This is a genomic window from Actinomadura sp. 9N215 (assembly GCF_044326345.1).
In the GTDB taxonomy this organism is placed as follows: Bacteria; Actinomycetota; Actinomycetes; order Streptosporangiales; family Streptosporangiaceae; genus Spirillospora.
The window spans coordinates 449,834-471,223 of the sequence record NZ_JBIRBA010000002.1 but is presented as its reverse complement, the minus strand read 5'-3'; the positions used below and the strand labels follow the sequence as shown (position 1 = coordinate 471,223).

Here is a 21,390-nt window from a genome sequence, read left to right as displayed (position 1 = left end):
TTGACCCGACGGCCGTCCGGGCGATTTATTAACTCTGTGTCCAATAAAGTGGCGCTCGCCCGCGTGCACGACGAAGCGGAGCTGGAGCGATTCCGTGACGTCCAGCGGCTGTGCTACCGGTGCGCCGACGAGGTCGCCGCCACGCTCGAACCCGGCGTGACCGAGCGGGACGCGTGCCGGCGGATGCGGCGGTGGCTGCGCGAGCGCGGCGTGGACGACTGGCTGCACACGCCGTTCGCGTGGTTCGGCGACCGGTCGGCGTTCCGCGGCTTCAAGGTCCCGACGCAGTTCCTCCCCAGCGCGACGCGGCTGGAGGAGGGGATGCCCTACATCCTCGACATGGCGCCGGTGCGCAACGGCTACTCCGCCGACATCGGGTACGGCGGCGTCCTCGGCGAGAACCGGATCTGGGAGCGCCTGGACGCCGACCTCGCCGCCTACCGCGCGCTGATCCTCGACCTCGTCCGCGAGCGCCGCACGTTCGCCGACGTCTACGCGGAGGTGGACGCCCTCATCGACCGGCAGGGGTACCAGAACCGGCACCGCAAGTACCCCGGACGGGTCATCGGCCACCAGGTCGGGATCATCGGCGGGATCCTGCCCAAGCGCGTCGGGTTCCCGTTCGGCGTCCGGTTCCTCCAGACCATCGGCCGGGAGCTGGTCAAGGAGCGCCTCGAAGGCCGCTCGCCGCTCTGGAACGGGGCTGCGCAGTCGCGGCACGCGCCGACGCCCGGCCTGTGGGCGGTGGAGCCGCACATCGGGTTCCGCGGCGTCGGCGTGAAGTTCGAGGAGATCCTCGTGGTCACCGAGGACGACGCGTACTGGCTCGACGACGACCTCCCCCACGTGCACCGGTGGGCCCGGCGCCACGGGGGTCTCGGGGCCGCCCCGCAGAAAGGCGAGGCGACCCGATGACGTCCGTCAGCACGCGGCGTGTCCAGGGCGACGGGGTCGATCTGGCCGTCTACGAGCAGGGCGACCGGTCGCGGCCCACCGTGCTGCTCGTCCACGGGTACCCCGACACGCACGCCGTCTGGGACGAGGTGGCCGGACGGCTCGCGGACCGGTTCCACGTCGTCCGCTACGACGTGCGCGGTGCGGGGGCGTCGTCGAGGCCGTTCGGACGCAGGCACTACGCGTTCGAGCATCTGATGGCCGACATGCGGGCCGTGCTGGACGCCACCGCGCCCGGCCGTCCGGTGCATCTGGCCGGGCACGACTGGGGTTCGATCCAGGCGTGGGAGGCGGTCTGCACGATGCCGGACCGCTTCGCGTCCTTCACCTCGATCTCCGGGCCGTGCCTGGACCACGTCGCGCACTGGACGCGGCGCGCACTGGCCCGTCCGACGCCGTCCAACCTGAGGCGGGCGGCGGGGCAGGCCGTCCGGTCCTGGTACATCTACTTCTTCCAGACGCCGCTGCTGCCGGAGCTGCTGTGGCGCGCCGGAATGTCCCGGCCGTTCGCGCGGGCGCTGGAGCTGGGCGAGGGCGTCCCGGCACGCGACGGCCACCCGGCGCGGACGATCGGGCGCGACGGCGCGTCCGGCGTCGGGCTGTACCGGGCGAACATGGTGCGGCGGCTGTCCCGTCCGCGCGAGCGGCGCACGGACGTGCCGACGCAGGTCATCGTCCCCACCAGGGACCTGTTCGTCTCGCCGCACCTGGTCGGCGGGCTGGCGGGGCGCGTCCCGAACCTGTCGCTGCGGCCGATCGCCGCCGGGCACTGGGTGCCGCGCAGCCACCCGGACGTCGTCGCCCGCTGGATCGCCGAGCACGTCACGGGCGTCGCAGGCGGCCCGCTCACCGCCGCCGAGTCGCGCGCGCTGCGGCGCGCCAAAGTCGGGCCGGGCAGGCGACCGTTCGACGGTTCGCTCGTGGTCGTGACCGGCGCGGGCAGCGGCATCGGCCGCGCGACCGCGCTGGCGTTCGCCGAACAGGGCGCCGAGGTCGTCGCCGCCGACCTCGACCCGGCCACCGCCCAGCGGACGGCGGAACTCGCCGGTCTGCTAGGCCCGGAGGGTCACGCGTTCAAGGTGGACGTGTCCGACCCCGCCGCGATGGAGGACTTCGCCAAGTCCTTCCTGCACGACCACGGGGTGCCGGACGTCGTCGTCAACAACGCCGGGATCGGCATGGCCGGTTCGTTCTTCGACCACACCGCCGACGACTGGCGGAAGGTCCTGGACGTCAACCTCTGGGGCGTCATCCACGGCTCGCGGCTCTTCGCCGCGCAGATGGTGGAACGCGGGCAGGGCGGGCACATCGTCAACACGTCGTCGGCCGCGGCGTACACGCCGTCCCGCGCCCTGCCCGCCTACGCGACGAGCAAGGCGGCCGTGCTGATGCTGTCGGAGTGCCTGCGCGCCGAGCTGAAGGGCAAGGGCATCGGTGTCAGCGCCATCTGCCCGGGCATCGTCAACACCAACATCACCAGGACGTCCCGGTTCGTCGGCCGGGACGGGGACGAGCAGGCGCGCAGCCGGGAGCGGGCCGCGCGGGCCTACGCGCGGCGCGGGTACGGCCCGGACGGCGTGGCGCGGCAGATCGTCGCGGCCGTCCGGCGGGACAGGGCCGTCGTCCCCGTCACGCCCGAGGCGCGGCTGGGCTATGTGGCGTCCCGTGCGGCGCCGCGCGTCATGCGCCTCCTGGCCCGGCTCGACGCCGGCCGGTGAACGCCCGGCTCGACGCCGGCCGGTGAACGCCGACGGTTTACGCGCCCGGGGTTTCCCCAGGGGCCGGAACATGCGACCTTTGCAGGACAGGCCCTGCGACCGGCCCCGCCAACCTCTGACCGGGCCGCCGGACGGGCCCGGAACGGCACCGGAGCGTGATGCATGCGGATTCGCGACATCCTGCGGAGGAAGGGAGGCGCGGTGGCCACGGTACGGCCCGAGGCCACCGTGCGGCAGCTGCTCGCCGTCCTGGCCGAGCACAACATCGGGGCGGTGGTGGTCTCGCCGGACGGCGCGTCCATCGCCGGAATCGTGTCCGAGCGAGACGTGGTACGGCGGATGCACGAGCGCGGCGCGGCGCTGCTCGACCGTCCCGTCTCCGACATCATGACCGCGGAGGTCCGCAGCTGCGGCCCCGCCGACAAGGTCGAGGACCTGCGCCGCACCATGACCGAGCACCGGATCCGGCACGTGCCCGTCCTCGAGGACGGCCGGCTCACCGGGATCGTCAGCATCGGCGACGTCGTCAAGAGCGCCATCGACGAGCTGCAGAGCGAGCGCGAGCACCTCGTCGACTACATCCAGAACGTCCCCTGACGTCCGGCAGGACGTCCCTGACAGGCAGACGCGGCCCCTGCCGCCCGGCCCCTCCCCGCCTCAGACGTAGGCGGGCAGCGGGCGGGCGGCGGGGGCCGCCTCGACCTGGCGGTAGGCCAGGGCCAGGCGTTCGACGGCCGGGCGCAGCGTGTCCGGCGGCAGGACGTACGGCAGCCGGACGTAGTCCTCCAGGACGCCGTCGACGCCGAACACCGGCCCGGCGACGACCCGGACGCCGAGCCGCTCGGACGCCTCGGCGAGCAGCGAGGCGACGGGCGCGCCGATCCGCGCCCACAGCGACATACCGCCGGCGGGGAGCCGGAACTCCCACCCGGGCAGCAGCTCGCGCAGCGCCGCGGCGAGCGCGTCACGGCCGCGCAGCAGGCTCTCGGCGCGCTCGGCCCTGACCTCGTCCACGCGCAGCAGCAGCTCCTGGACGATCAGCTGTTCGAGCACGGGGCTCGCCATGTCGGACGGCTCGCGGGCGATGGTCAGGCGGCGGGCCAGCGGCGCCGTCGTGCGGATCCAGCCGATGCGCAGCCCGCCCCACAGCAGCTTCGACGCCGACCCGATCGTGACGACCCGGCCGCCGGAGTCGTGGGCGGCGAGCGGCGCCTCGCGCGGCGCGCGAAGGTCGAGGGCGAGGTCGGCGAACGTCTCGTCGGCGATGAGGAACGCGTCGGCGCGGCGGGCAGCGTCGACGAGCGCGGCCCGCTCGGCGGCGGGCATGAGATGCCCGGTCGGGTTCTGGAAGTCGGGGATCACGTAGGCGGTCCGGACGGCGGCCTGCCGCATGGCGCCCGCGGCGAGCTCGACGTCCCAGCCCTCGTTGACGCCGACCGGGACGAGCCGGGCGCCGCGGCCGCGCAGCGCGCCGAGCGCGTGCGGGTAGGTCGGGCGCTCCACCATGACGGCGTCGCCCGGCTCGACGAGGACCTGCGTCAGCAGGGTGAACGCGTGCTGCGCGCCGGTGGTGACGACGATCTGGTCGGGCCGTGTCGGGACGCCGCGCGCCGCGTAGCCGTCCGCGATGACCTGCCGCAGGCCGGCGAGCCCCGCGGGCTCGTATCCGGGGCCCGAGCTGTAGCGGGGCAGCTCGTCGACGGCGGCGGCGACGGCCTCGCCGAAGATCGCCGGGGCGCCGGGGGTGGCGCAGCCGAGGTCGATGAACGACGGGTCGTCGGGCGTGGGGTGCGCCTTGCCGAAGCGGCCGCCGTGCGCCGCCGCCATCTGCGGCTCGGCCGACGACATCCGCACCGGGGGCAGCGCCGTCCAGCTCCCCGCGCCCTGCCGGCTCTCGACGTAGCCCTCGTCGCGGAGCCGGTCGTAGGCGGCGGTGACGGTGGTGCGGCTGACCTTGAGCGCGGCGGCGAGGTCCCGTTCGGCGGGCAGGCGGGTGCGCAGGGCGAGCCGTCCGTCCAGGACGAGGCCGCGCACCGCCTGGGCGAGCGCCGCGTACACGGGACGCTCCCGCGCGACGTCGCCCAGCAGCCGGGCCAGGTGGGAACCGCTCACATACCGTGTACTCACACAAGCCACTTTCCCATATTGGCACTGTAATCACCAGTCCACTCGCGGCCAGGATGGCTTCATTGACGCCGCTATTGGATCTGGAGCGCTGCAATGGCCTTGAAAGTGCGCCGGGTGGCGCAGCTGTACGTCGGATTGGCCTTCTACGGGCTGGGGATCGCCCTGCAGGTGTCGTCGGGCCTCGGGAACGACCCGTGGGACGTCTTCCACCAGGGCCTGTCCCGGCGTCTCGGTCTGTCGATCGGCGTCTGGATCATCATCGTGGGCGCGCTGGTCATGCTCGCGTGGATCCCGCTCCGGCAGCGGCCCGGCGTCGGGACGATCAGCAACGTCGTCTTCATCGGCCTCTTCGCGGACCTGTTCCTCTGGCTGCTGCCCGGCCCGGACGCGCTCGCGGCGCGCTGGGCGTACCTCGTCACCGCCGTGGTGATGGGCGGGTTCGCGACCGCCTGCTACATCGGCGCCGGCCTCGGTCCAGGCCCGCGCGACGGGCTGATGACGGGCCTGGCCGCACGCGGCTGGTCCCTCCGCGGGGTGCGCACGGGGATCGAACTGAGCGTGCTGGCCGCGGGCTGGCTGCTGGGCGGCACCCTCGGCGTCGGGACGATCCTCTACGCGGTGGCGATCGGCCCGCTGACGCAGGCCTTCCTGCCCGCCTTGACGATCAAGGCGCCCGTCCCCGAACCCGCGCCTGAGGCCGACCCGGAGCCCGCTCCCGCGTAGCACGCGGACCCGCCCGCGCTGAGCGCGCGAACCGCTCGCGCTCAGCGGGCGAAGAGGCGGACGGCCTGGTCGGCGAGCGCGGTGAGCAGGGGCGCGGCCTCCGCCTTCAGCTCGTCCAGGGTGCGGGGGCCGTCGGCGAGGCTGAAGGCGGCGGTGAGGCCGAGCGCGTGCAGGCCGTCCAGCGGCCCCGCGACGCTCCCCGCGAGGGCGATGCAGGGGATGCCGTGCTCCTTGGCGAGGGCGGCGACGGCGGAGACGACCTTGCCGGCCGCGCTCTGCCCGTCCACCCGGCCCTCGCCGGTGATCACCAGGTCGGCGCCGGCGAGGGCGGCGGGGAGCCCGACGGCCTCCGCAACCAGCGGGGCGCCGCCGGACGGCTCCGCGCCGAGCACGCCGGCGAGGCCGCCGCAGGCGCCGCCCGCCGCGCCCGCGCCCGGCAGGTCGTGGACGCGGACGCCGGAACGCGCGGCGACGACGTCGGCGAACCTGGTCAGCGCGGCGTCCAGTTCCCGGACCTGGGCCGGGGACGCGCCCTTCTGCGGGCCGAACACGGCGGCGGCGCCGTCCGGCCCGACGAGCGGGTTGGCGACGTCGCAGGCCACGCGGAACCGGGCGGCGCGCACCGCGTCCGGGACGCCGGAGTCGTCGATCCGCGCGAGCCGGGCGAGGGCCGCCCCGCCCGGGGGCAGGTCGCGGCCGGCGGCGTCCAGGAACCGGACGCCGAGCGCGCGGAGCAGGCCGGTGCCGCCGTCGGTGCTGGCGCTGCCGCCGACGCAGACGAGCACGTCCCGGGCGCCGCGCCGGACCGCGTCCGCGATCAGCTCGCCGGTGCCGGTGGTGGCGGCGTTGAGCGGGTCGGGCGGGACGTCCTCGACCAGCGGCAGCCCGGACGCCGCGGCCAGTTCCACCACGGCGGACCGCCCGTCGCCGGACAGGGCGTAGCGCGCCCGGACCGGGCGGCCGAGCGGGTCCGTGGCGGCGACCTCGACCGCGTCGCCCCCGCGGGCGCCGAGGAAGCAGTCCAGGGTCCCCTCGCCGCCGTCGGCCATCGGGATCGCGACGACCTCGGCGGCGGGCACGGCGCGGCGGACACCGGCCTCGACGGCCGCGCACACGGCGGCGGCGGGCAGGCCGCCCTTGAACGAGTCGGGGGCGACGACGACCCGCAGTCCGGTCACCGCTCGGCGGCGAGCGTGGCCAGGACGGTGGAGAACTCGCGGGGCAGCACCAGCGTGTCGCCGTCGTAGCGGGTTTCGAGGTAGGTCATCTCACCGGCGCGCCACCAGTACAGGTGGGGGCTGAGTGAGCCCGGCCCCTCCTCGTAGGCCCGGTGGGCCTGGGCCTGGAGCTCCGTGGCGGCGGCTACGGCGGTGCGGTAGCGCGCCCTCGGATGGCTTTCGGCGAGGCGCAGCGGGTGGGTGACGATGAGGCTGCGGTTGGGGGCGATGACCAGCGCGCCGTGCGGGCCGATCGGCAGGTACTCCTCCATCCACGCCAGGTGGGTCGCGACGTAGAACGTCCAGCCGTGCAGGACGGACACGCGGACGCCGCCGAGATCCTGCTCGTCCACCTGGAGCGGCCCGTCGCCGCGGACGTTCGCGCGGCCGAGCATGAACAGCGCGTCGCCGGAGACCGGCCAGCCGTTCATCTCCTCCTTGCTGAGCGTCCGCACGGACGTCGGCGTGTCGACGACCACCACCTCGATCAGGCCGGGCGCGAACGGGCGCGCGGCCAGCCCGCCGTTGTCGGCCTCGTCGGGGTAGATGCGGGTGCGCAGCAGGTGCTGGGCGAGGTCGAAGTCGCTGAGGTCGAGCGGCTCCTCCATCGAGGTGACGATGGTGGTGACGTAGTCGGACACGACGGCGGGCCAGTCCGTGCGGGGCACGAGCCGGGCGAGCTGCCGGATGTCCCGCATGTTGACGGGCAGGCGCCGCGGCCCCTCCAGCATGACGATCTCGCCGGGCGCGCGGCGGCAGGCGTAGCCGAGGCTCTCGGCGACGAGTACGAGCAGCGATTCGAGGGTGCCGTCGTCCCACGATCGGGAACGTGCGTGGCGGCCGCTCATCGCGCACCTCCTGGGGGCGCTTCAAGGGTGAGCGCGCCGGCGAACGGCACGGCGGGGTCCGGGCCTGAATCAAGAACTGGTGTGTCGGGCAGCGGGTTGCCCGGCTGAGCGGTGTCTGGCTGGGCGGGGTGCGGCTGGGCGGTGTCGAGGACGGCGGGCGCGCCGAGCTCCAGCGTCCGCTGGCGCGGGCCGTGACCCACCGGAAGCCCGGCGAGGATCGGCACGCCGAGCGGCCCGAGCCGCGCGGCGAACACCGAGTCGAGTTCGGCGGGGTCGCCGCAGTCGCGCCAGGAGCCGAGCGCGATCCCGGCGGCCCCGTCGAACCAGCCCGCCTGGAGGAGCTGGACGAGCATCCGGTCGATCCGGTAGGGCGCCTCCGTTACGTCCTCCAGGAAGACGATGCGGCCGGCGGCGGGCGGCGGCGCGTAGGGGGTGCCGAGCAGGGCGGTGAGGAGCGACAGGGTGCCGCCGGTGAGGGGGCCTTCCGCGCGTCCCGGCCGCAGCGCGTGCGTGCCGGGCAGAGTCACGGGGCCTCCGAACAGGGCGGCGCGGAGGCCGTCGAGTCTTTCGTCGGGCATGCCCTGCGATACGGCCGGGGCGAGATCAGCGATCACTCCTGCGGGCATCGGGCCGAACGACGTGGTGACGCCGAGCCGCGTCCCGAAGGCGGCGTGCAGGGCGGTGACGTCGCTGGAGCCGTGCAGGATCTTCGGCCCGCGGCCGGACGCGGCGGACGCCTCCGCCGCCGCGGCGAGGGCGTCCCAGTCGAGCCGGTCGAGGACGCGGGTGGCGCCGTAGCCGCCCCGCGCGCAGATCACCGCGCGGACCCGCGGGTCGCACCAGGCGGCCTGGAGGTCGGCGGCCCGGTCGGCGTCGCCGCCCGCCAGCCGGTGCCAGTCGTCGCGGACCGGTCCATCAACACCGAGGTTGACACGGTTGAGGGCATGCTTTCCGACGACCGCGTCAAGGCCGAGATCGCGGAGAACGGCGCAGCCCGCCTCAAGCCGGGCGGGCTCGGCGGGTCCGCTGGGCGCGACGACGACGACCCGGTCGCCGGGCCGCAATCGCCCGTACCTGCGGGCCTCCGGGACCGGCCCCGGACCTCCCGGCGGCCCGGCGGCGGGCGCGTCGGACGGCTCCTCGGCCGCCTCCGCGCGGGCGCCCCCGCTGTTCAACCCGATCCCTCCTCGCACCACGACGGATAGAGCTTGTCAGGATCCGGACGCCAGCGGAAGAGGCGACCGGTCACGACCCTCCAACAGATCATCTCCCGGTCCAGCTCCCCGTACCGAGTGCGATTCGGGCGAGGCGCGGGAGCGTCTCGCCGATCGGCCGCCGCAGCACCGCGTCGGCCAGCCCATCGTACGGCGTCTCCGCCGCGTTGATGATCACCAGGCGGGCGCCGTGGTCGACGGCCTCCAGGCACAGCCCGGCGGCCGGCTGGACGGTCAGCGACGTCCCGACGGCCAGGAACAGGTCGCAGGACCGGGCCGCGGTGATCGCCGCGTCGAGGACGTCCTGGTCGAGGGCCTGCCCGAAGGAGATCGTCGCGGACTTCTGGATGCCGCCGCAGGCCGCGCAGGGCGGGTCGTCCTCGCCGGCGTCGACGCGCGCGAGGATCTCGGGCATCGGGGTGCGCAGGCCGCAGGACAGGCAGACCGCCTCGCGCATGGTGCCGTGGATCTCGATGACCTTGGCGGCGGCGGACCCGGCGCGCTGGTGCAGCCCGTCGATGTTCTGGGTGATCAGGGCGCGCAGCCGCCCGGCCCGCTCCAGCTCGACGAGCGCGGCGTGGGCGGCGTTGGGCTCGGCGTCCCAGACCGGGCTGTCGCGCCGGGACCGCCAGGCGCGGCGGCGCACGTCCCGGACGGCGACGTAGGCGTCGATCGTGGACATCGCCTCCGCGGCCGGGTCCTTCGTCCAGACGCCCTGGGGGCCGCGGAAGTCGGGGATGCCGCTGTCGGTGGAGACGCCGGCGCCGGTGAGGACGGTGATCGCCTCTGCGCCGGGCAGAAACGCGGCGAGCGTCTGGGGAGCGTCCACCCGCAACATGTTAGGCCCCGAACGGTACGTCGGTGGACCCATCACGGAGCGTCACCGGCCGACTCAGCCCTCAAAAGGTGACAAACTTGGCCCGGTATGAGGTCGACGCCGCACATCCTGGTGGTCAACGGCACCAAGGTCCGCCGCCCGGTGTTCATCCTGGGCGCTCCGCACTCCGGCGCGGAGCGGCTGGCGCGCGCGGTGAAACGCTCCCCCGGCTTCCATCTGACCACCGGGCGTCACGGCGTCCTGCGCGTCACGTACGCGTTCGCGCGGCAGCCGGCGATCGCGACGGAGCGCGGGAAGGGCGCGGCGCGGGTGCTGCGCGACGCCTACGCCGAGGCGTGGCTGGTGTCGGCCCGGTCCTGCGCCCAGTGCCCGGGCGAGTGCCGCGACCTGGCCGGACTCCCGCCGCGGCCGTCCGAGCGCCCCGGGCGGCCGGGCGGTGGCCCCGCCGACGGGCCCGGCGGCGAGGCCGCGGAGCCGTGCGTGGAGCCGGGCGGGATCGTCCGGTTCGCCGACGCGTCCCCCGACCTGATCTACAGCGCCGACGTGCTGCTGGACGCGTTCCCCGACGCGCAGCTCGTGCAGGTCATCCGGGACGGCCGCGACGCGGTCGCCGACATGCTGGCCGACGAGCGCTGCCTGGCCTGGTTCAAGCCGGGCCTCGCCAACCTCGACACGGTGTTCCCGAACCCGTTCCTCGGCGTCGAGGACCACACCGAGCGGAGCCGGTGGCCGCGCGCCGCGCCCGCCGTCAAGTGCGCGCTGCGCTGGCGCGGCTCGGTGCGGCTCAGCGCGCGGCTGCGGCGGCAGGTCCCGGACGAGCAGCTGTTCACCGTCCGGTACGAGGACCTGGTGAGCGGGCCGCGCCGCGTCGGCGCCGACCTGTCGGAGTACCTGGACGCGCCGATCTCCAAGGCGGCGCTGTCGGGCCTGGTCCGCGCGGCCGGGGAGCACGGCGACGCCGGGGTCGGGTCCTGGCGGGAGCGGCTGACGCCCCGGCAGCTCGCCCAGGTCGAGAAGATCGCCGGGACCGAGCTGCGGCGCCTCGGCTACCGCCTCTGCACCGATCTCTGACCGGCCGCCTCTCTCAGCGGGTGCTTCTCTCGGCGGGCGCTTCTCTCGGCGGGCGCTTCTCTCCGCTGTCACTCCGCGCCGAGCGGCTCGGTCTGCCGCTCCTCGTCGCGCTGGTGCGCGAACTGCGTGCGGTACAGCTCGGCGTACAGGCCGCCTTCGAGCAGCAGTTCCTCGTGCCGCCCGCGCTCGGCGACGCGGCCGCCGTCGATCACCAGGATCTGGTCGGCCTCCCGGATCGTCGACAACCGGTGCGCGATCACCAGCGACGTCCGCCCGGCGAGGGCCGTCCGCAGGGCCCGCTGGACGGCCGCCTCGGACTCGGAGTCCAGGTGCGCGGTCGCCTCGTCCAGGACGACCACCGACGGCGCCTTGAGCAGCAGCCGCGCGATCGCGAGGCGCTGCTTCTCCCCGCCCGACAGCCGGTAGCCGCGGTCGCCGACGACGGTGTCGAGGCCCTCGGGCATGTCGGTGACGAGGTCGCCGATCTGCGCGGCGTCCAGCGCGGCGAGGATCTCCGCGTCGGACGCCTCGGGACGGGCGTAGCGCATGTTCTCGCGGATGGTGTCGTGGAACAGGTGCGCGTCCTGGCTGACCACGCCGATCTCGGCGCGCAGCGATTCGAGGGCGACGCCGCGGACGTCCGCGCCGCCGATCCGGACCGCGCCGTCGGACACGTCGTACAGCCGCGACACCAGGTGCGTGATCGTCGACTTCCCGGCGCCGGACGGCCCGACGAGCGCGACGAGCTGCCCGGGCGCGGCGGTGAAGTCGACGTCGTGCAGCACCTCGCGTCCCGGCGCGGTGTCGGTGCGCGCGATCGACTCCAGCGAGGCCAGCGACACCTCCTCCGCCGACGGGTAGGCGAACCGGACGTGGTCGAACTCGATCGACGGCGCCTTCGACGGCGACGCGGCGTCCCCGTCGAGGGGGCGGGCGTCCTTGCGGTCGCGGATCAGCGGCTTGAGGTCGAGGACCTCGAACACGCGGTCGAAGCTGACGAGCGCGGTCATGACGTCCACGTGGACGTTGGACAGCGCGGTGAGCGGCCCGTACATGCGGGTCAGCAGGGTGGCGAGCGCGACGAGCGTGCCGAGCTGGAAGGCGCCGTCCGCGGCGAGGAAGCCGCCGACGCCGAAGACCATCGCGGTGGCGAGGGCGGCGACGAGCGTGAGCGCGGTGAAGAACACCCGCCCGTACATGGCCGCGACGATGCCGACGTCGCGGACGCGCGCGGCCCGCCGGGAGAAGTTCTCCTCCTCCTCGGCGGGACGTCCGTAGAGCTTGGCCAGCATCGCGCCCGCGACGTTGAACCGCTCGGTCATCAGCGAGCCCATCTCGGCGTCCAGGACCATCTGCTCGCGGCTGACGCGCTGCAGGCGCTTGCCGACCCACTTGGCCGGCAGGATGAAGATCGGGAGCAGCAGCAGCGCGATCAGCGTGACCTGCCAGGACAGGATCATCATGGTGACCAGCACCATGGCCAGGCTGAGCACGTTGGACACCACCGACGACAGCGTGGTGGTGATCGCGCGCTGCGCGCCGATGACGTCGTTGTTGAGGCGGCTGACGAGCGAGCCCGTCTGGGCGCGCATGAAGAACGCGACGGGCTGCCGCTGGACGTGCGCGAACACCTGGCTGCGCAGGTCGTAGATGAGGCCCTCGCCGATGCGCGCCGAGTACCAGCGCTGCGCCAGGCCGAGCACGGCCTCCACCAGCGCGAGCCCCGCGACGGCGACGGCGAGCCAGACGACGAGGTCCTGCCGTCCGGGCACGATGCCGCGGTCGATGATCGCCTTCAGCAGCAGCGGGTTGGCGACGACGATCAGCGCGGCGAACGAGTTCAGGGTGAGGAACAGCACCAGCTCGCGGACGTAGGGCCGCGCGTAGCCCGCGATCCGCCCGACGGTGCCGGGCTTGAGCTTCTGCTGGGTGACGGCGCCGTCCTTGCGGAACGAGGCCATCACCTGCCAGCCGTTGCCCGGCATTCCCGGCATTCCCACAAGTGCCTCCGAGGGGTCCAGCCCATGTGCGATCAAACCAGCACGCGATCAAACCAGCACGCCATCGAACCTGCACACGATCAGGGCCCGCGTGCGATCAAACTCGCGTGATCAAGCTTATGTAATCAAGTAAGCATGTCGATGTCCGGTGATCACAACGCCCGCGCGCCGGGCCGCCTTCCCGCGTCCGCTCACGGCGTAACCGCCGGCCGCCCCGGACGGCGCGGCCCCCGTCCAGGCGACGCCCGCCGGTGACGCGCTGGCGGCGGCCGGACGCGGGCCGCTTATGGACTTCACCGCCTGGCTACGGGTTAATGATGTCCACAACTTCAGGCTCACACCCCCCAGGAGCCCCTGTGAAACAACGCCTCCCGCGCGGCGGCACCGGTGTGATCACCTTCACGGCCGTGCTGCTCGCCCTCACCGCGCTCCCAGCGGGGGCGGCCGGACCCACGAGGTCCGCGCCGCCCGAAACGGCGCCCTCGGCGAAGGCGCTGGTTCAGAACGGCGAGACGCAGCCGATCTACTCCCGCGCCGACGCCGTCACCCAGACGGTGGACATCGAGACCACCGCCGACAGCGACCGCGACGGCGTCCGCGACCGCGTCCGGATGCGGATCATGCGGCCGAAGGAGACCGACACCGCCGGGCTCAAGGTCCCGACGATCCTGGAGGCCAGCCCGTACTGGGCCGGCACCCACGACATCCCGCTGTATCCGGTCGACATCGACGGCGCGCAGGGCCGGTCCCTCGCGCCCCCGCAGCGCAGTCTCGCCGAGATCTTCCCCGGCTACTACGACAACTACTTCCTGCCGCGCGGGTACGCCATCGCCAACCTGGACAGCATCGGGACGGGCGGCTCGACCGGCTGCCCGACGTCCGGCGACCGCGACGAGCAGGCCGGCGCCAAGGCCGCGGTGGACTGGCTGAACGGCCGCGCCCGCGGCTGGGCGCCGGACGGCTCGCCGGCGAAGGCGTCCTGGTCCACCGGCAACGTCGGCATGATCGGCCAGTCCTACAACGGGACGCTGCCGAACATGGCCGCCGCCACCGGCGTCGAGGGCCTGAAGGCCATCGTCCCGATCGCCGGGATCTCCAGCTGGTACGACTACTACCGCGCGAGCGGCGGCGTCGTCGCGCCCGGCGGGTTCCAGGGCGAGGACCTGGACATCCTGGCCAAGGTCGTGCTGACCCGCCAGAACCCCGAGGTCTGCGCGAAGGTCATCGACGACATCACGGCGACCCAGGACCGCGAGACCGGCGACTACGGCAAGGTCTGGGCGCAGCGCGACTACGTCGGCCAGGCGCGGAAGGTGCGCGCCGCCGTCATGGTCGTGCACGGGCTCAACGACTGGAACGTCAAGGTCAAGAACTCCGTCCAGTGGTGGAACGCCCTGAGGAAGGCGGGCGTGCCGCGCAAGCTGTGGCTGCACCAGGCCAACCACGCGACGCCGTTCCGCTGGCGCGTCGAGGAGTGGCTGCGGCAGACGCACCACTGGTTCGACCGCTACCTGTACGGCATCCGCAACGGCATCGAGCGCGAGCCGCGGGTGGACGTCGAGCACCCGGACGGGACGTGGGAGACGGCCCGCGACTGGCCCGTGCCCGGCACCCGCACCGTCCCGCTCAGCCTGAACGCCGCGCCGTCCGGGCCGTCCGGGCAGCCGGGCACCCTCGGGCTGCGGCCGCGGCCCGGCCGGACGCAGACGTTCCTCGACGCGGGCAGGACCCGCACCGCCGAACAGCTCCTCGCCAACGAGGACCAGGCGGACCCGAACCGGCTCGCCTACCTGACGGGGCCGCTGCCCAAGCCGGTCCGCGTGGACGGCATCCCGTCGCTTTCCGTGCGGGCGTCGCTCGACGGGCGGTCGCCGTACCTGACGGCGGTGCTGGTCGACTACGGCACCGACACGCGTCCGACGGGCGCGCGGGTCAACACGAGCGAGCAGGTCTGCTTCGGGCAGAGCGTGGAAGGCGACGTCGGCTGCACGATCCGGCAGACGCTGCGGACGGAGACCGCCCCGTTCAAGGTCATCACGCGCGGATGGCTGGACGTGCGGAACCGGCACAGCTTCAGCCGCACCGAGCCGATCAAGCCCGGCAAGGACTACACGTTCCGGTGGGACCTCGAACCCACCGACTACGTCGTCAAGGCCGGCCACCGGCTCGGCGTGATCCTGCTGTCGACCGACTACGACTACACGCTGCGCTACCCGGCGGGCACCGAGGTCGCCGTGCGGCCCGGCGTCAGCAGGATCCTGCTTCCGCTGGCGCGCGGCGGACGCGAGTCGCTCCAGTAGGAGAAGTCGCAACGGTCGCCGCGGACGCGGCGTCGGCGGGCCGGGGGCACCATGCTCCCGGCCCGCCGGTCTTCCACGAAGCCGCCGGTCAGGTGCCGAAGAGGCCGGTCAGGTGCCGAAGAGCGCGCGGAGGCGGCCGATCTGCTCGCGGCGCTCGGCGGCGGACTGCTGTTCGAGGGTGTTCCCGGCGGCCTGCCACAGCAGCCGCTTCGTCGCGGCGGCGGCGCCGGCGTCGACGGCGAGCAGCGCGCCCACCAGATCGCGGACGGCGTCGTCGAGCCCGGCTCGCGGGACGAGGATCTCGGCGAGCCCGATCCGGGCGGCCTCGTCGGCGTGCACGGTCCGGGCGGTCAGGCACAGCTCCAGCGCCCGCCCGACGCCGGCGATCTCCACCAGCGGCTTGGTGCCGGTCAGGTCGGGGACGAGCCCCAGCGCGGGCTCCTTCATGCAGAACTTCGCGTCGTCGGCGACCACGCGGACGTCGCAGGACAGCGCCAGCTGGAACCCGGCGCCGATGGCGTGGCCGTGCACGGCCGCGACCGAGACGATGTCAGGGCGCCGCAGCCACGTGTAGCCGTCCTGCAGCTCGGCGATGAAGCGGTCGGCGGCCTCGGGGTCGGAGCCGTCGGGCAGCCCTCCACTCTCTCCGGAGAACATGCCGAGGTCGATGCCCGCGGAGAACGACGGGCCCGCGCCCCGCAGGACGACGACGCGCACGGCGGCGGGCAGGGAGCGTCCGATCGCGGCGAGCCCGCGCCAGGTCGCGAACGTCATGGCGTTGCGCCGCTCGGGCCGGTTCAGGGTGACGGTGGCGACGGCTCCGTCGATCTCCAGAAGAAGCCCCGCCTCGTCGAGACCTGGCACGGCACCGCCGGTTTCGGGCGGCTCCGTGGCCGTTTCCGGTCGGCCGTCCGCCGTCGCGTCCCCCATGCGCCTTCCTCTCGGTGAGCGTGCCGGTCCCGCCCCGCCGTCCACGGGGCGGGACCCGGAACCCGTCCGCCGCCGCGACCGAACCTTACTCGGTCGGTCGCGGCGGCGGCCCGGGCCGTGCGCTCATCCGGGGGCGGTGTCCGGTCAGGACTTCTTGCCCCGGGTCGCGCCACCGCGACCGCGCAGGTTGACGCCGGACTCGGTCAGAATCCGGTGGATGAAACCGTAGGAGCGGCCGGTGGCGGCTGCCAGGGCGCGGATGCTCTCGCCGGAGTCGTACCTCTTCTTCAGGTCCGACGCCAGCTTGTCGCGCTCGGCACCGGTCACGCGGGTGCCCTTCTTAAGGGTCTCGGCCACGAGTACCTCCCGTAGTGATGTGGTGACCGCTGCGTTATCCCCCGCCATGATCAGTCATTCCCGGCTGTTCGGCTACCCACTCGGCCAGAAAAGATCTGTGGAAGTCACCGTGCAGGTCACGCGAGCGCCACCAGATCGGCAAACTCGTCACTCCAGATGTCTTCCACCCCATCCGGCAGCAAAATCACTCTTTCCGGCGCCAGCGCGTCCACCGCGCCCTCGTCGTGGGTGACCAGGACGATGGCGCCGGCGAACGTCCGGAGGGCCCCGAGGATCTCCGCGCGGCTGGCCGGGTCGAGGTTGTTGGTGGGCTCGTCGAGCAGCAGGACGTTCGCGCTGGACACCACCAGCATCGCCAGCGCCAGCCGGGTCTTCTCGCCGCCGGACAGGACGCCCGCGGGCTTGTCGACGTCGTCGCCGGAGAACAGGAACGAGCCGAGGATCTTGCGGACCTCGACGGGCGCCATGCCGGGCGCCGCGGACTGCATGTTCTCCAGGACGGACCGCTCGACGTCCAGGGTCTCGTGCTCCTGGGCGTAGTAGCCGACCCGCAGCCCGTGGCCGGGGACGACCGACCCGGTGTCGGGCTCGTCGACCCCTGCCAGCAGGCGCAGCAGGGTCGTCTTGCCCGCGCCGTTCAGGCCGAGGACGACGACGCGGCTGCCCCGGTCGACGGCCAGGTCCACGTCGGTGAATATCTCCAAAGATCCGTACGATTTCGACAAACCCTCCGCGGTGAGCGGAGTCTTGCCGCACGGGGCCGGTTCCGGGAAGCGGATCTTGGCGACCTTGTCGGCCTGCCGCTCGCCCTCCACGCCCGCGAGCAGCTGCCTGGCGCGCCGGTCCATCTGCTGGGCGGCCTTGGCCTTGGTGGCCTTGGCGCGCATCTTGTCGGCCTGCGACAGCAGCGCGGACGCCTGCCGCTGCGCGTTGGCCGACTCGCGCTTGCGGCGCCGCTCGTCGGTCTCCCGCTGGTCGAGGTACTTCTTCCAGCCGACGTTGTAGATGTCGATCACGCAGCGGTTGGCGTCGAGGTGGAAGACGCGGTTGACGACGGCGCCCAGCAGCTCCACGTCGTGGCTGATCACGACGAGGCCGCCCTGGTGGGACTTCAGGAAGTCGCGGAGCCAGACGATCGAGTCGGCGTCCAGGTGGTTGGTGGGCTCGTCCAGCAGGAGGGTGTCGGCGCCGGAGAACAGGATGCGCGCCAGCTCGACCCGGCGGCGCTGCCCGCCCGACAGCGTCCCGAGCGGCTGCGTCATCACCCGGTCGGGCAGCCCGAGGCTGGACGCGATCGACGCCGCCTCCGCCTCCGCCGAGTAGCCGCCGAGGACGTGCAGCCGCTCCTCAAGCCGCCCGTAGCGGCGGACGGCCTTGTCGCGGTCGGCGCCCGTCGCCTCGGCCATCGCGTCCTCGGCGGCGCGCAGCTTGCGGATGACCTCGTCGAGGCCGCGGGCGGACAGGATGCGGTCGCGGGCCAGCTCGGCGAGGTCGACGTCGCGGGGGTCCTGCGGCAGGTAGCCGACGGTGCCGGACGACGTCACCGCGCCCTGCGCGGGCAGCGCGTCCCCGGCCAGCACCTTGGTGAGGGTGGTCTTGCCGGCGCCGTTGCGCCCGACGAACCCGACCCGGTCGCCGGGGTTGACCCGGAACGTGGCGGCCTCGATCAGCAGCCGCGACCCGGCGCGCAGCTCGATGTCTTTCGCGATGATCACTGTGACAGGGCTCCCCTGACGGACGGCTCGGTGGACAGGCACGAAGAAGCGCGCCTCTCGGTCGACGGAGGAGACCGGGGCGCGCTCGGCGCGGGCCTGTCAGTTCGGGAGCGGAACCATCGTTCCAGTGTACGTGAACGCACGCCCCGCCCCGGCCACGCCCATCCCCTGCGCGCTACGCCGATCCGGTGCGGGCCATGCCGATCCGGTGCGGGTGATGTGTGAACGCACGGGAAGGGGCCAGGATGAGGGCACGGGCGTGCGACGGGAGAGCACAGGGACCCTGGGGTCCCCGGCGCAGAAGGAGTGTGAGTCGAATGACCCATGTCACGAGCAATCCGCCTGAGGGCACGCCCACCTGGCTCGACATCGGCGTCCCCGACCTCGACCGGGCCAAGACGTTCTACGGGACGCTCCTCGGCTGGCAGTTCCAGGACGCGGGCCCCGAGGCGGGCCACTACAACACGTGCATGCTGCGCGGCGAGCCCGTCGCGGGGATGATGCAGAACCCCGAGGACCAGCCCGACGTGTACTGGTGGAACGTCTACTTCGCCACCGACGACTGCGACGGCTCGGTGAAGCGCGCCACGGACGCGGGCGGGGAGGTCGTCGTCCCGGCCATGGACGTGATGGACCTCGGCCGCATGGCGATCGTCAGGGACCCGCAGGGCGGCCAGTTCGGCCTCTGGCAGGGCAGCAGCCTCCCGGGTTCCCGGATCGTCAACGATCCAGGGTCGTTCACGTGGAACGACCTCTTCGTCCCGGGCGACGCGTCTCCCGCGCGCGAGTTCTACAGGGCGCTGTTCGGCTACCAGATCGAGCCGATGGCGGACGCCGAGGGCCTCGACTACACCACCGCGGCCCGTCCGGACGGGCGCTACATCGGCGGCGTCCTCGGCGGGGAGGGCCTCGTCCTCGGCGGCGGGACGGATCAGGTCGCGTCCTGGCTCACCTACTTCGCGGTCGACGACGCCGACGAGGCCGTCCGGCGGGTCCGCGCCGGCGGCGGCACGGTCGACGAGGAGCCGGTCGACACCCCGTACGGGCGCATCGCCACCGTCCGCGACCCGTTCGGCGTGCCGTTCCGCGTGATGAAGCCCGCGCCCGCCCCGGAGTCGTGACCCGCCCGTGAGCGGCCGCGGGGCCCGGACGGGCCCCTCGGCCGCTCCCGCCCAGGTCAGCCCTGGCGTTCGGCGGACAGCCGCTGGGTGATGGTGCGCTGGAGCCGCTGCAGCCCGGACGTGCCGACCAGCCCGATCTGTCCTTCGAGGTCGCGCAGCAGGACGTCCTCGTTCATCACGACCTCCGACGACTGCATCATCACCGTGCCCTGCCCGGTGAAGTCGAACTGGTGCTCCTCGCCGGACTGCCCGCCGATCCCGAACACCATCCGGGCGGCGCCGAACGCCCCGCGCATGTACGAGTGGTCGTAGTGGTGGCACGGGGACGGGCAGTCGGCCCAGCCGAGCAGCGCCTGCGGGTCGACCCTGATCGGCGGCTCGACGAAGTGGACGGGCCCGTTGGAGGCGGCCACGAACCGTCCGGTGCCGATCAGCGTCAGGAACCCGGGGATGATCGACTGCTTGAGCTCCAGGCCCGGCTCGAACGCCAGGAGGTTCCCGGCCCGGACGGTGAGGTTCCCGTTGTCCAGGTCGAAGGAGTTGACGTCGAAGCCGCGGTCGGCGAGGACGAGCTTCCCCTGCCCCTGCGCGACGATCCAGTCCTGCGCGTACAGCGGGGAGTTGAAGGTGTGCGCGACGAGGGAGTCCAGCGGCCCCGCCGACAGCGCCTCGAATCTGATCTGCCCGTAGTAGGCGATCATCTTGCCCTTCTGCGCGAACCACTGCCCGTTGAGGTCGACGCTGAAGGCGTACGGGTTGACGTTGTCGTTGGACGGGAGCGTCACCGGGTTCCAGGTCTGCGTCTGCGTGCCGTACGTGCTCACGATCAGATCTTCCTCTCGCTGGCCTGGACGTAGACGACGCCGAGGCCGCTCAGTTCGAGCTGGAACGCCTCGCCGGAGCCGCGTCCGACCAGGTCGCGCAGCCCCACCGCCGTGGTGAGCTTGTTCTGCACCTGGCCGCGGTGCGCCACGTACGCCTGCGGGTCGACGTGCACGGGACGCCCCTGGCTGATCGGCAGCTCCATCACCCCGCCGTGCGACAGCACCGCGCACGAGCCGTGCCCGGCGAGCGTCGAGGTGAACAGGCCCTGCCCGGTGACCGCGCCGCGGACGATGCCGCGCACGCCGCCCTGCTCGCCCATGAACATGGTTCCGACCTGGAGGGACGCGTCGTGCACCAGCAGCCGGTCGGCCTCGACGTAGAGGTTGTCGGCGCCGTCCAGGTCGATGACGGTGACGTAGAGCCCGCCGTGCCCGAACAGGACGCTGCCCTGCCCGGTGACGTGCATCATCGCGCTGCGCTCGCCGGCGACGGCGCGTCCGATGGTGCCGCCGAGGCCCTGCCCGGCGGTCGCGGTCGGCGCGAACGAGACCGGCCCGGTGTAGGCGAGCATCGCGCCGCGCTTGCTGAAGACCTCCTGCCCGGGACCGATCGGCACCTGGAGCATCTTGGAGTTGATCGACTGGTATCCGGCCATCAGATCTCCAAGATCCCGCCGCGCTCGGACGGCTGGACGTACACCAGCCCGTGCCCCTGGTACCGGAACTGCACGCTCTCCCCCGATCCCTGGCCGATCACCGTCCGCCAGTTGACGTCGGTGACCACGTCCTGCTGGAGCTGCCCGTGGTGGCAGACGTAGGCGTGCGGGTCGACGCACAGCGGCGTCTGCGGCGTCACCTCCAGCACGATCGCCGGTCCCTCGGACAGGATCGCGACCGTGCCGTGCCCCTCCACCTTGGTGGTGGCGAGGCCCTGCCCGGTGCCCATGCCCCGCAGCCCGACGAAGTGGACGCCGGTCTGCAGGTTCCCGTCGAGCGCGAGGAGGCTCTCGGACTCGACGAACAGGGTGTCGCCGGTCAGGTGCACGAGGGTCACCTCCGTCGCCTCGCTCGCCAGGTAGACCGTCCCCTGCCCGTTGATCTCCATGAGGGTCATGCCCTCGCCGGCGATCCTGCGCTTCAGCGCGCCCCGCAGCCCCTCGCCGCCCGTCATGCCCTGGCGTTTGAACGACATCTGGCCCTCGTAGGCGACCATGGAGCCGTTCAGCGCCCTGATGGTCTCGCCGCCGAGGTCGACGGCGAGCATCTTGGAGCCGTTCATTCGAAATTGCGCCACGAAGCGAGAACATACAGCTGTTCGCGGGGGGCGTGGGGCGTCGTCCCCCACTGAAGACACAGCCGTCGGCCTGGGGGGCGTCCCCCACTATCGACCAGCCCGGCCACTATCGACCGGCCCGGCGCGTTGACGGTCCGCC

19 protein-coding genes are annotated in these 21,390 nt (G+C 73.3%); 7 read left to right on the top strand and 12 right to left on the bottom strand.

The genetic code is table 11. From position 1 onward, the window contains the following. Positions 1-36 precede the first annotated feature (36 nt). The 3 genes from ACH34T_RS04855 to ACH34T_RS04845 all read left to right on the top strand — a co-directional run bounded on the left by ACH34T_RS04855 (position 37) and on the right by ACH34T_RS04845 (position 3,269). Positions 37-915 (top strand): M24 family metallopeptidase, encoded by an 879-nt coding sequence (locus ACH34T_RS04855; RefSeq protein ID WP_395990717.1) that lies wholly within the window; start codon positions 37-39, stop codon positions 913-915. Beyond that, a complete protein-coding gene (locus ACH34T_RS04850; protein ID WP_395990716.1) occupies positions 912-2,672 on the top strand; it encodes an SDR family oxidoreductase in 1,761 nt (586 codons plus the stop codon). Before ACH34T_RS04855 ends, ACH34T_RS04850 begins: the two co-directional genes overlap by 4 nt. A 162-nt stretch (positions 2,673-2,834) precedes the next feature. Beyond that, positions 2,835-3,269, top strand: a complete 435-nt coding sequence (locus ACH34T_RS04845; protein ID WP_395990715.1) for a CBS domain-containing protein — start codon at positions 2,835-2,837, stop codon at positions 3,267-3,269. Between the two features lie 60 nt (positions 3,270-3,329). On the opposite strand, the gene ACH34T_RS04840 is transcribed toward ACH34T_RS04845, so the two are convergent. Continuing rightward, positions 3,330-4,799 carry a PLP-dependent aminotransferase family protein gene (locus ACH34T_RS04840; protein ID WP_395990714.1) on the bottom strand — a complete coding sequence of 490 codons (1,470 nt, stop codon included), beginning with the start codon at positions 4,797-4,799 and terminating at the stop codon, positions 3,330-3,332. A 93-nt stretch (positions 4,800-4,892) separates the two neighbouring features. Here ACH34T_RS04840 and ACH34T_RS04835 point away from each other — a divergent pair, with 93 nt between their 5' ends. Beyond that, a complete protein-coding gene (locus tag ACH34T_RS04835; protein WP_395990713.1) occupies positions 4,893-5,522 on the top strand; it encodes a YitT family protein in 630 nt (209 codons plus the stop codon). A gap of 41 nt (positions 5,523-5,563) precedes the next feature. Here ACH34T_RS04835 and ACH34T_RS04830 read toward each other — a convergent pair whose 3' ends face one another. The 4 genes from ACH34T_RS04830 to ACH34T_RS04815 all read right to left on the bottom strand — a co-directional run bounded on the left by ACH34T_RS04830 (position 5,564) and on the right by ACH34T_RS04815 (position 9,630). Further along, entirely contained in the window at positions 5,564-6,700 is a 1,137-nt protein-coding gene (locus tag ACH34T_RS04830) for a glycerate kinase (RefSeq protein ID WP_395990712.1), read from the bottom strand. Continuing rightward, positions 6,697-7,587 (bottom strand): hypothetical protein, encoded by an 891-nt coding sequence (locus ACH34T_RS04825; RefSeq protein WP_395990711.1) that lies wholly within the window; start codon positions 7,585-7,587, stop codon positions 6,697-6,699. The genes ACH34T_RS04830 and ACH34T_RS04825 overlap by 4 nt, the downstream gene beginning before the upstream one ends. Continuing rightward, entirely contained in the window at positions 7,584-8,762 is a 1,179-nt protein-coding gene (locus tag ACH34T_RS04820) for an LD-carboxypeptidase (protein WP_395990710.1), read from the bottom strand. The genes ACH34T_RS04825 and ACH34T_RS04820 overlap by 4 nt, the downstream gene beginning before the upstream one ends. Before the next feature lie 88 nt (positions 8,763-8,850). Continuing rightward, positions 8,851-9,630, bottom strand: coding sequence for an SIR2 family NAD-dependent protein deacylase (locus ACH34T_RS04815; protein WP_395990709.1), 780 nt, complete (start codon positions 9,628-9,630; stop codon positions 8,851-8,853). 96 nt (positions 9,631-9,726) lie between these two features. Here ACH34T_RS04815 and ACH34T_RS04810 point away from each other — a divergent pair, with 96 nt between their 5' ends. Then, positions 9,727-10,710 (top strand): sulfotransferase family protein, encoded by a 984-nt coding sequence (locus ACH34T_RS04810; protein ID WP_395990708.1) that lies wholly within the window; start codon positions 9,727-9,729, stop codon positions 10,708-10,710. A 68-nt stretch (positions 10,711-10,778) separates the two neighbouring features. Here the strand turns inward: ACH34T_RS04810 and ACH34T_RS04805 are convergent, their stop codons facing one another. Then, positions 10,779-12,704 carry an ABC transporter ATP-binding protein gene (locus ACH34T_RS04805; RefSeq protein WP_395990863.1) on the bottom strand — a complete coding sequence of 642 codons (1,926 nt, stop codon included), beginning with the start codon at positions 12,702-12,704 and terminating at the stop codon, positions 10,779-10,781. 362 nt (positions 12,705-13,066) lie between these two features. Between ACH34T_RS04805 and ACH34T_RS04800 the strand changes: the two genes are divergently transcribed. After that, positions 13,067-15,010, top strand: a complete 1,944-nt coding sequence (locus ACH34T_RS04800; RefSeq protein WP_395990707.1) for a Xaa-Pro dipeptidyl-peptidase — start codon at positions 13,067-13,069, stop codon at positions 15,008-15,010. Positions 15,011-15,118: 108 nt separating this feature from the next. Here ACH34T_RS04800 and ACH34T_RS04795 read toward each other — a convergent pair whose 3' ends face one another. From ACH34T_RS04795 to ACH34T_RS04785, 3 genes are all read right to left on the bottom strand, one after another. Next, entirely contained in the window at positions 15,119-15,940 is an 822-nt protein-coding gene (locus ACH34T_RS04795; protein WP_395990706.1) for an enoyl-CoA hydratase/isomerase family protein, read from the bottom strand. A 144-nt stretch (positions 15,941-16,084) separates the two neighbouring features. Next, positions 16,085-16,297: a helix-turn-helix domain-containing protein gene (locus ACH34T_RS04790; protein ID WP_067886945.1), complete on the bottom strand. Its 213-nt coding sequence runs from the start codon at positions 16,295-16,297 to the stop codon at positions 16,085-16,087. Between the two features lie 116 nt (positions 16,298-16,413). Then, positions 16,414-18,012: an ABC-F family ATP-binding cassette domain-containing protein gene (locus tag ACH34T_RS04785; RefSeq protein ID WP_395990705.1), complete on the bottom strand. Its 1,599-nt coding sequence runs from the start codon at positions 18,010-18,012 to the stop codon at positions 16,414-16,416. Positions 18,013-18,329: 317 nt separating this feature from the next. Here ACH34T_RS04785 and ACH34T_RS04780 point away from each other — a divergent pair, with 317 nt between their 5' ends. Further along, positions 18,330-19,133, top strand: coding sequence for a VOC family protein (locus ACH34T_RS04780; protein WP_395990704.1), 804 nt, complete (start codon positions 18,330-18,332; stop codon positions 19,131-19,133). A 56-nt stretch (positions 19,134-19,189) separates the two neighbouring features. Here ACH34T_RS04780 and ACH34T_RS04775 read toward each other — a convergent pair whose 3' ends face one another. Genes ACH34T_RS04775 through ACH34T_RS04765 form a run of 3 tightly spaced genes read right to left on the bottom strand, consistent with a single transcriptional unit; the run spans position 19,190 to position 21,251 of the window. Beyond that, on the bottom strand, positions 19,190-19,957 hold the full coding sequence (locus tag ACH34T_RS04775) for an AIM24 family protein (protein WP_395990703.1): 768 nt from the start codon (positions 19,955-19,957) through the stop codon (positions 19,190-19,192). Between the two features lie 2 nt (positions 19,958-19,959). Next, positions 19,960-20,613, bottom strand: a complete 654-nt coding sequence (locus tag ACH34T_RS04770; RefSeq protein ID WP_395990702.1) for an AIM24 family protein — start codon at positions 20,611-20,613, stop codon at positions 19,960-19,962. Further along, positions 20,613-21,251 (bottom strand): AIM24 family protein, encoded by a 639-nt coding sequence (locus ACH34T_RS04765; protein ID WP_395990701.1) that lies wholly within the window; start codon positions 21,249-21,251, stop codon positions 20,613-20,615. The genes ACH34T_RS04770 and ACH34T_RS04765 overlap by 1 nt, the downstream gene beginning before the upstream one ends. Between the last annotated feature and the right edge of the window lie 139 nt (positions 21,252-21,390).

Coding starts and splice junctions, on each gene's coding strand:
- ACH34T_RS04835 (WP_395990713.1), top strand. CDS start 4,893: ATGGCCTTGAAAGTGCGCCGGGTGGCGCAGCTGTACGTCGGATTGGCC.
- ACH34T_RS04780 (WP_395990704.1), top strand. CDS start 18,330: ATGACCCATGTCACGAGCAATCCGCCTGAGGGCACGCCCACCTGGCTC.
- ACH34T_RS04810 (WP_395990708.1), top strand. CDS start 9,727: ATGAGGTCGACGCCGCACATCCTGGTGGTCAACGGCACCAAGGTCCGC.
- ACH34T_RS04850 (WP_395990716.1), top strand. CDS start 912: ATGACGTCCGTCAGCACGCGGCGTGTCCAGGGCGACGGGGTCGATCTG.
- ACH34T_RS04805 (WP_395990863.1), bottom strand. CDS start 12,704: ATGCCGGGAATGCCGGGCAACGGCTGGCAGGTGATGGCCTCGTTCCGC.
- ACH34T_RS04795 (WP_395990706.1), bottom strand. CDS start 15,940: ATGGGGGACGCGACGGCGGACGGCCGACCGGAAACGGCCACGGAGCCG.
- ACH34T_RS04770 (WP_395990702.1), bottom strand. CDS start 20,613: ATGGCCGGATACCAGTCGATCAACTCCAAGATGCTCCAGGTGCCGATC.
- ACH34T_RS04845 (WP_395990715.1), top strand. CDS start 2,835: ATGCGGATTCGCGACATCCTGCGGAGGAAGGGAGGCGCGGTGGCCACG.
- ACH34T_RS04825 (WP_395990711.1), bottom strand. CDS start 7,587: ATGAGCGGCCGCCACGCACGTTCCCGATCGTGGGACGACGGCACCCTC.